Raw genomic sequence first — 8291 nt, 5'->3', positions numbered from 1 at the left:
GACCTGGATGCCGTCCGGGGCGACGATGCCGGGGAGCACCGCTTCGGTGACGGTGGTGGTGAAGGCGGGGGTGCGGGCGGGGGAGTTGTGGGTGGGGGTGATGCCGGGCTTGGGGTTGTGGCTGTTGCGGACCAGACGGCCGGTCAGCTCCGGCGGCAGGCTGCCTTCCACGGTCAACCCGGTCGCGGTGATCTCGTCCGCGACGGGGGCGTGGTGACCGGTCAGGTAGGGCTTGCTGGCCATGATGAACCTCGGTTTCGAGTGGAAGGATGTACCGGTCACCAAGAATGTGTGGTTAAACACTCACTTCCTGGTGCGAAAAAACGGGCGGCCGCCGGGTACGCCGACGCGGGGCCACCCGCCCGTGGCGTGTCAGCCGTGTCAGTAGTGCGTGATCCCGGCGGTCAGGGTCCGGGTCCAGGGCGCGGAGATCGCCTCGGCGTCGATGGACACCAACAGGTGGCACAGCATGCCGGTGGCGAAGAACTGCTGCACCTGCTCCTCACTGCCCCCTGACGCGCTGCGGACGTACTCGACGCTGCGGGCGTACCCCGCCCGCACCGCCTCCCTGATCGCCGGCTCCGAGACCGCGGCAGCCTGGGCATGCAGCTGGACCAACATCAAATCGTTGTCGCTGATCAGGCGCGCATACGCGTCGCCCATCGAGGCGAGCACCGCCTCGGGCGCGCTGCTCTCGGCCTCGGCCGCGCCGCCTTCGAGAGCGGCGCGCACCCGGACGAAGCAATGCTCCACCACCGCGGTGAACAGGGCCTCCTTGTTCGGGAAGAGGCGGTAGACGTACGCCTGCGAGATCCCGGCGGCCTTGGCCACCTCGGTGGTGGTGGTCCCGAAGTATCCGCGAGCCGCGAACGCCCCGATGGCCGTGCGCAGCACCGTCTCCCGGCGCTCGTCGGCCGTGGACAATTGGCGGCGTCGTTCCGTCTTCATGTGAGTACTCAACCACTCACCCCTTGGGAAGGTCAAGTACGGGGTAGGAGTGGTCGACGTTCGAGGGACGCTGATCCGCCGGTTCCCAGGGACGCCGTACGGGCCGCCGCCCCGGTGCGACCGCGTACCGCACTCCCGCGAGCGGATTCCCTGCCCGGCACGCACGGAACAGACGGGGCGGCACAGGCGTGTCCGGACAGCTCGGCCTTACAGGTGCGCGGGGCGCCCCATCCACCAGTTGCCCGTGGCGTCGGGGTCCGGACTGGACCAGAACTCGATGACCGCGGTGGTGAACTCGGCAGCCGACAGCACGCCGTCGCCGTCGGTGTCGAGGTGGCCGAACGCCTCGGCCGCCCTCTCCTCGGAGAGTCGGGGGAAGTGCCCCCGCTGGAAGGCGAGGAACTCGTCGGGGCTGACCCGGCCGTCCTGGTCGATGTCGGCGATCGCCAGGTAGGTTTCGGCGAGCTTGCCGAGGGTGGCCCTGGCGGCCTCGGGATCCCCGGCCAGCGTACGGGTCGAGGCGACGAACTGTCCCTTGGGGATTCCCTGCATGCCGGTCGGGACGAACGGCAGGTGCACCTCACGCCAGATCGCCAGGTAGGCCTCGATGATCCGCTCCGCCTCCGGAGAGTCCTCGGCGTGACCGAGGGAGGACGCCACCCGGCGGCCCATCTCCACGTGGTCGCTCTCCGTGAGGACGCCGTTGCCGCTCACATCGAGATGGTCGAAGCCCCGCTCGATCTTCGCTGTCAGAAAGTCCTGGTCAGCCAATGCCGCCACCCCTCACACGTACCCGAAGCCAAGGGACAGGACGGCCACAGCGCCCTGCCCCGTCGACCGTAAGTCCCGGTGGCCGGCCGCGGGGCCACTTGCGCGCATTCGTACACCTACGTGTCACCGGGCGCGCCGGCGCCGGGTGGGTCACGGATGTCGGTCCCCCTCTGCTCTACGGCAGCCCGGCCGCTCTACTCGCCGGGTTCTTCGGCCCTGCTGTGCATGCCGCCTGTCTGCGGCAAAGAAGCGCGGCACGGACCGACAGGCAGGGGGCGGGCCGGGGTCGGCTGACAGGACTCACCGCCGACCGGGTCCGGCCGCCCCGGTGGTAGGCCTTGGACGGGCCCGGGGGCTCTGGCCCGTGCCTGCTCCAGGTGTCGGCCCACCTACGGGGGAGCGGTCGCCGCTGCCGTGAACATCGGCAGTCTGGCCACGCACGTCCTGCGTCACCGGGAGGCGGTGGGGCTGCTCACCCCCGTACGTGACGCCGCCGGCCGTCGCCGTTGCCGCACGGCCCGCCTCGCTCGCGACGCCGTCATCCTGCGCGCCGAGGAGGCGGGGCTCTCCCTGGACGCCATCCGCTCTCTGGTCACCACCGCGGATGCCGGGAAACGACGGAACACCCTGCGCGAGGAGGCCGAGGCGCTTCGGTCCCGCGTCGCGGCTGCGCGAGCAGCACTCGACGTCGTCGAATGTGCTCTCGGCCGTGACCGCGAGGTCTCCACCCGGTGCGCCCATGTCACAGCAGGTGGTGGCAGGCCGCACCGGCGCAGAAAAAGATGTGCGGTCCCCTGTCGATCCGGCCGAGTCCCGTTCGACGTCATGATGTGCGGCACCCCGCCGCACGATGCCGCGACGCGAACTGACGAGGGAAACACGTGGAACAGCTGCTGAGAGTCATGAACTTCAACGTCTCGAGCGACGGTGTCGCCGCCGGTGAGCACCAGAGTCTCGAGCGGCCGTTCGGCCTCGATCACCCCGAGAGGCTGTTCTCCTGGGCCGGCGCCACGGCGAGCTGGCCCATGCGCACCGATTCCGGGGGGAGCCGGGGCCTCGACGACTACTTCACGCGGGACTTCGCACGCAACATCGGTGCCGAGATCATGGGGCGCAACAAGTTCGGGCCCCAGCGGGGGCCCTGGCACGACCACGAGTGGCGCGGCTGGTGGGGGGAGGAGCCCCCGTTCCACACGCCGGTGTTCGTCATGACCCACCACACGCGCCCGTCGTTCACGCTCTCCGACACCACGTTCCACTTCGTCGACGACGACCCGGCCGCGGTCCTCGAACAGGCGCGGGAGGCGGCGCGGGGCAAGGACGTCCGGCTCGGCGGCGGCGTCACCACCATCCGGCAGTTCCTCGACGCCGGTCTCGTCGACACCATGCACGTGGTGGTCTCGCCGGTGACGCTCGGGCCCGGCCTACGGCTGTGGGACTCCCCCGACGAGCTGCTCGACCGGTTCCACCTGGAGGTCGTGCCCAGCCCGAGCGGCGTGACGCACCATCTGTTCTGGCGAAGGTGACAGGGGCGACCTGAGCGAGGCAGCCACCGCCCCGGGGCCCGTCCGTCCCACCGGACGCCCCCGGGGCCGGCCCGCCCCACCGGACGCCCCCGGGCGGTGCGTGCGCCCGGCCGGGGACGGCTCAGGACGCTTCGGGGAGCCGGTCGAGGAACGCGTCGACGGGTGTCGCGCTCGGCAGGACGATGTCGTGTTCGTAGGCGAGAGCCTTCCGGCGTCCCAATGACTGGTGCCCGCGGCTCGCCACCAGCGCGCCCTCACCCCGGCCCGGACGGACGACCGCTCAGCCTGCCGGCCGCCGCGCGTCGTGGGGCCCGCCGGGGGCGCGCTCGCACGGCAGCAGACCGGCCCGGCTCGCCCAGCGCTGTAGGTCGCCGCACGTCGGGGAGGGTGTTGGCGAGCGGTGGATGAGGGTGATCAGGGCGTGGTGCAGTTGCCCGCGCAGATAGAAGAACCAGCGGCTTGCCGAGCCGGTCTGCCAGGCGAGCAGACGGATGGTGGCGACGGCCTCGTCCACGGCCTCACCGGAAGAGCGGTTCGGTGTGCCGGCCAGGAACTCGTAGTCCTGTTTGCCGATCAGTGCTTGTGCCACAACGGGCAGAGGCGTGGCGTGGAGCGTCTCGGTGCCGGCCGGGCTGCCCGCCGCGAGTGCGTCGGCGACGGTCGCGTGCATCGCGAGGGCGGCGAAGGTCGCGAGGAGGAGTTCGCCCCGGCCGACGTCGAGCCCGCGCTCACGGAAGTCCTCGTGGCGCCGGGCCCGCCGCCACGGTTCCTGATCCACCAGTGGCAGGACGCACCGTCCCAGAGAGACACATGCGTGCCACACGACGTCGTGGTCGGATGCCACCGCCTCGCCCCACCCCCTTCGCCTCGTTGCCGGGGCCTGCTACGGCCAGGCCCGTGGAACGGAGGGCCAACCCTAGAAGGGGAACCCCCGACGCGGCAGGGGCCGATCAGGACATTCAGCCATGCGCACGAAGCCGCTCCGGGTGGCCTCCGGTGAGTGCGCGGCTCGCGGCGGGGAACCCGGAGCATGGGCCATGGGGGCCGGCAGGAGCCCGGAGACGGGTACGAGCAGTACCGCGACGACCTCCGCCTCGTCCACCTCGTCTCCGTGGAGGCCGGTACGGGTCGGCTGGTCAGCGTGCGTATGGTGCCGCTTCGGGTCCGGCGGATGCGGCTGGAGCACGCGCCGGAGGGGGACTGCGCGTGGCTGGGCGCCACGCTCGCCAGGATCAGCGACGGCGTGGACGTGGTGCTGGAGCCCTCCGGAACGCTCGTGGCGGTCAGCGGGCGGGTGTGACGATGCCGCCGAGGAGCCGGTCGATCGCCCGGTCGGGCAGCAGCCTGGCCAGCACGCGGCTGCCGGTCGCGTCCCGGCCGACGCCGTAGCGGGTCCTGGGCCGCTGGGCGACCAGCGCGCGGAAGACCACCCGGGCGACGTCGTCGGGGGTCGTGCGGCTGGCCCGGGCCCGGGCCCCGTTGGTTTCCATGAACCGTGGGAACGTGCCGCGGTAGAGCTCCTGGACGGGCTCCGGGGCCCGCTCCAGGGCCCGGTTGCCCGCGTCGGGCATCTTGTCCCAGAGTGGGGTCGGGACGCGGCTTGGCTGGACCACCGTGACGGGGATCCGCTGCGGTGCGAGCTCGCGGCGCAGGGCGTCGCTGAGCGCCTCCTTGGCGAACTGGGCGGCGGCGTAGGCGCCGAGGTAGGGGATCGCGATGTTCCCCACGGCCGAGGTCACGTTGACGATCCGTCCGGCGCCGGTGCGCAGCAGCGGCAGGAACCCCTGGATCACGAGCAGTTGGCCCGTGACGTTGGTGTCCAACTGCCGGCGCATCAGCTCGCTCGGCACGCACTCCAGCGGAGCGGTGACGGCGATGCCCGCGTTGTTGACCAGTCCCCACAGCCCGGCCCCAGCGGTCGACACGGTGACGTCGCGCACGGCGGCCCGTACCGACTTCTCGTCCGTCACGTCGATGATCAACGGCGTCAGCCGGCCGGTGGCGGCCATGCGCAGCCGCTCCCCGTCCCCGGAGCGGCGGACCCCGGCGAAGACGTGGAAGCCCACCCGCGCCAGGTGGAACGCGCACGCCTCCCCCAGGCCCGAGGAGGCACCGGTGACGACCACGGCCCGGCCTGCGGGCGGGGTCGGGCCCGACGATCTCCGCATGTGCTGTCCTCCGGGCTCAGGCGGGGAGGTGGACAGCACCACCTCCGGCGGTCCGCTGCGCCCGCTGTGCGGTGATCGCCCCGCCGTAGGGGAGGAGTTCGCGGGGTGACCACCGGTGACCGGCGTGCGGCTGTCCCACAGTAAGGCCGCCGACGGGAGGCCACGGGACGGACGCGCGTGGGACGCCTGTCGGAACCACACCACCGGCCGCACCACCAGCCCTACCACCAGCCCTACCACCAGCCATACCACCGGTCGCACCACCGGCCGCGCCACCGGCGAACCCGCCGCCGAGGCCTGCCCGACGAGGGTCAGAGCGGATTGAGGCGGGCCTTGAGCAGGCAGAACTCGTTGCCTTCGGGGTCGGTCAGCACGTGCCACTGCTCCTCCCCCGTCTGACCGATGTCGGCCGGGCGCGCACCGAGCTTCAGAAGGCGTTCGAGTTCGGCGTCCTGATCGCGGTCGGTCGCGTTGACGTCGATGTGCAGCCGGGATTTGCCCTTCTCCGGCTCATCCCGGTAACTGAGGATGATCGTCGGCTGCGGACCACCGAACCCCTCGCGCGGCCCGATCTCCAACGTGCCGTCGTCCTCGCGATCGAGTACGACGTAGTCCAGGACCTCGCACCAGAACCGCGCCAGCAGCTCGGGATCGCGACAACCGAGCACGAGTTCACTGATCCGACATGCCATGACGAAACCTGCTCTCAGCCTGGGCCCGCCGGGAGACCACGCGCGAGCCGCATGCACTCCCGGCAGTGAAATCAACGCCGCGACCGTACCGGACGCGGCGGGAACGGGCGAACGATTTCGGGGCCGCGCCGGAGCCCCGTGGAGGTGCCCTGCCATCCCCCGCCCGATGACGGTTGCGACCACGCCCGTTGTCGCCGACCGCGCTGCTCGGCCGAGCGGCAAGGAGGCCGGACGCAGATCCGGGCCGGGCCCTGTGCCGAAGGGCCCGGGAAGCGCCGGTCCGAGACCGGCCTCAGCGGCTGACGGCGGTCTCCCGGACCGCACGTGACAGCTTCTCGGGGTTGCGGACGTGGTAGGCCCCGGTGACGTAGCCGTTCTCCACCCGGACGGCCACGACGCCGTCGACCTGCCCGTTGAGCCGGACGAGCAGCCCCGGGCCGCCATTGATCTGAACCGGCTCGACCGACCTCTCGGCGTCGCGCTTCCACCAGCCGCCGGCCAGCAGGCGGGCCACCTCGTCCGCGCCCACGACGGGCCGCCGCAGGGCATGGGCGATTCCGCCACCGTCGCTCAGGGCGACGACGTCCGGGGCGAGGATGTCGAGCAGGCTCTGCAACTCACCGGTCTCGACAGCCCGTTGGAAGGCCTCAAGCGCGGCTCGGGTCTGGGCCGGGGAGACGGTGCCGCGTGGTCGGCGCGCGGCGACGTGTGCCCGTGCCCGATAGGCGAGCTGGCGGACCGCGGCCGGGCTCCTGCCGACGGCTTCGGCGATCTCGTCGTAGTCGAGCTCGAACACCTCGCGCAGCACGAACACCGCCCGTTCGACGGGCGTGAGCGTCTCCAGCACCAGCAGCATCGCCATCGAGAGGCTGTCGGCCAGCTCGACGTCCTCGGCCACGTCCGGCGAGGTCAGCAACGGCTCGGGCAGCCACGGCCCGACATAGGACTCCTTGCGCCGGCCGAGCGCGCGCATCCGGTCCAGTGCCTGCCGGGTGACGATCCGCACCAGGTAGGCGCGTTCCTCCCGCACGGTGCCCGGTTCGACGCCCACCCATCGCAGCCAGGTCTCCTGGAGTACGTCCTCGGCGTCGGCGGCCGAACCGAGCATCTCGTAGGCGACCGTGAACAGCAGGTTGCGGTGGGCGACGAACACCTCGGTGGCGGAGTCCACCGACTCCACCCGGTCGGCGCGGTCGAGCGGCACGGCCGGGCCCGTGGTTCGTTCGCTGCGCCCGCTCATACCCGGCTCCCCGTCTGTTCGTTCCCGGTCGTGCTCCACGCACTGGACGCCGGCCCCCGCCGTTCCGTAACACCTCCGCCCAGTGTCCTACGTCACACGTCCTCGGCTGTTACGGACGCCGGGGCGCCGGCGTCTCGTGTCCGTCAGGGCGGCGCGTGGACGCCCCCGGCCAGGACCAGCGGGTGAGTCCGCGCAACCGCCGTTCCGCTCGGACAACCCAGCACCCAAGAAGGGCTGAAACATGAGTACCAGTAATGTCGCGGTGGCAGGAGCAACCGGACGGCTGGGACGCCACGTCGTGGACGTCCTGACGGAACGGGGGCACCACGTGGTGCCGATGTCCCGCGCCACCGGTGTCGACATCATCACCGGTGAGGGCCTGGCCGAGGCGCTCACCGGAGCCGACGTCATCATCGACGTCGCGTCATGGCACGCCTCCGACCAGGAGGCCGCCACGGAGTTCTTCCGCACCGCCACCCGCAACCTGCACGAGACCGGCCGGCGTGCGGGAGTCGGCCGGATCGCCGCCGTGTCCATCATCGGTGCCGACAAGGCCACCGCCGGTTTCATCGCCGCCCAGCAGGTGCACGAGCAGGCCAACCTGTCCGGCCCGCTGCCCGCCCGCATCCTGCGGGCCGCGCAGTTCCACGAGTTCGTCGGTCAGCTCCTGGACTGGCGGCAGGGCGACACCGCCTACGTCCCGGACCTGCCCACCCAGCTCGTGGCCTGCCGCACCGTGGCCGAAACGCTGGTCGACCTGGCCACCGACCCCGACGCGCCCGCCCAGCCGGGTCCCGGAACGCCGATCCCCGAGATCGCCGGGCCCCGCAGGGAGTCCATGGCCGAGGCGGCCGGACTCCTCGGCGCCCGCCGAGGAGTCAAGGTCGTCGGGGTCGACGGCTCCGGCATGCCCGACGCCGAGACCGCGGCGGCCGGCGGGTTCCTG

At 71.9% G+C, this 8291-nt stretch carries 10 protein-coding genes and 1 pseudogene; 4 read left to right on the top strand and 7 right to left on the bottom strand.

Annotation, left to right across the window (positions count from 1 at the left end):
• The 3 genes and pseudogenes from KUM32_RS43945 to KUM32_RS29295 all read right to left on the bottom strand — a co-directional run.
• Window positions 1-243 (bottom strand): annotated as a pseudogene (locus KUM32_RS43945) (carotenoid oxygenase family protein); the annotation flags it as partial.
• A gap of 138 nt (window positions 244-381) precedes the next feature.
• Complete coding sequence (locus KUM32_RS29300) at window positions 382-948, bottom strand: TetR/AcrR family transcriptional regulator (protein ID WP_217144985.1); 567 nt, start codon at window positions 946-948, stop codon at window positions 382-384.
• A gap of 207 nt (window positions 949-1155) precedes the next feature.
• Window positions 1156-1719, bottom strand: coding sequence for an EF-hand domain-containing protein (locus tag KUM32_RS29295; RefSeq protein ID WP_254406296.1), 564 nt, complete (start codon window positions 1717-1719; stop codon window positions 1156-1158).
• A 414-nt stretch (window positions 1720-2133) separates the two neighbouring features.
• Between KUM32_RS29295 and KUM32_RS29290 the strand changes: the two genes are divergently transcribed.
• Window positions 2134-2616 (top strand): MerR family transcriptional regulator, encoded by a 483-nt coding sequence (locus KUM32_RS29290; RefSeq protein ID WP_254406295.1) that lies wholly within the window; start codon window positions 2134-2136, stop codon window positions 2614-2616.
• On the top strand, window positions 2601-3245 hold the full coding sequence (locus KUM32_RS29285) for a dihydrofolate reductase family protein (protein WP_217144984.1): 645 nt from the start codon (window positions 2601-2603) through the stop codon (window positions 3243-3245). The genes KUM32_RS29290 and KUM32_RS29285 overlap by 16 nt, the downstream gene beginning before the upstream one ends.
• Before the next feature lie 280 nt (window positions 3246-3525).
• Here the strand turns inward: KUM32_RS29285 and KUM32_RS29280 are convergent, their stop codons facing one another.
• The gene (locus tag KUM32_RS29280; protein ID WP_217144983.1) at window positions 3526-4023 is read right to left on the bottom strand and encodes a hypothetical protein; all 498 of its coding nucleotides are present in this window, start codon (window positions 4021-4023) and stop codon (window positions 3526-3528) included.
• 252 nt (window positions 4024-4275) lie between these two features.
• Between KUM32_RS29280 and KUM32_RS29275 the strand changes: the two genes are divergently transcribed.
• The gene (locus KUM32_RS29275) at window positions 4276-4545 is read left to right on the top strand and encodes a hypothetical protein (RefSeq protein ID WP_217144982.1); all 270 of its coding nucleotides are present in this window, start codon (window positions 4276-4278) and stop codon (window positions 4543-4545) included.
• On the opposite strand, the gene KUM32_RS29270 is transcribed toward KUM32_RS29275, so the two are convergent.
• The 3 genes from KUM32_RS29270 to KUM32_RS29260 all read right to left on the bottom strand — a co-directional run bounded on the left by KUM32_RS29270 (window position 4529) and on the right by KUM32_RS29260 (window position 7345).
• Entirely contained in the window at window positions 4529-5413 is an 885-nt protein-coding gene (locus tag KUM32_RS29270; RefSeq protein WP_217144981.1) for an SDR family NAD(P)-dependent oxidoreductase, read from the bottom strand. The two genes, KUM32_RS29275 and KUM32_RS29270, sit on opposite strands and share 17 nt — an antisense overlap.
• A 311-nt stretch (window positions 5414-5724) precedes the next feature.
• A complete protein-coding gene (locus KUM32_RS29265) occupies window positions 5725-6105 on the bottom strand; it encodes a VOC family protein (protein WP_217144980.1) in 381 nt (126 codons plus the stop codon).
• A 292-nt stretch (window positions 6106-6397) separates the two neighbouring features.
• Entirely contained in the window at window positions 6398-7345 is a 948-nt protein-coding gene (locus KUM32_RS29260) for an RNA polymerase sigma-70 factor (protein ID WP_217144979.1), read from the bottom strand.
• A gap of 241 nt (window positions 7346-7586) precedes the next feature.
• On the opposite strand from KUM32_RS29260, the gene KUM32_RS29255 reads away from it, so the two are divergent.
• Window positions 7587-8291 (top strand): SDR family oxidoreductase (locus KUM32_RS29255; RefSeq protein ID WP_217144978.1); only part of this gene is annotated, 705 nt, incomplete at its 3' end.

The sequence above is a fragment of the Streptomyces sp. AC627_RSS907 genome (genome assembly GCF_019049165.1).
The sequence above is the reverse complement of the archived record's forward strand: the minus strand, read 5'-3'. Positions and strand labels throughout refer to the sequence as shown.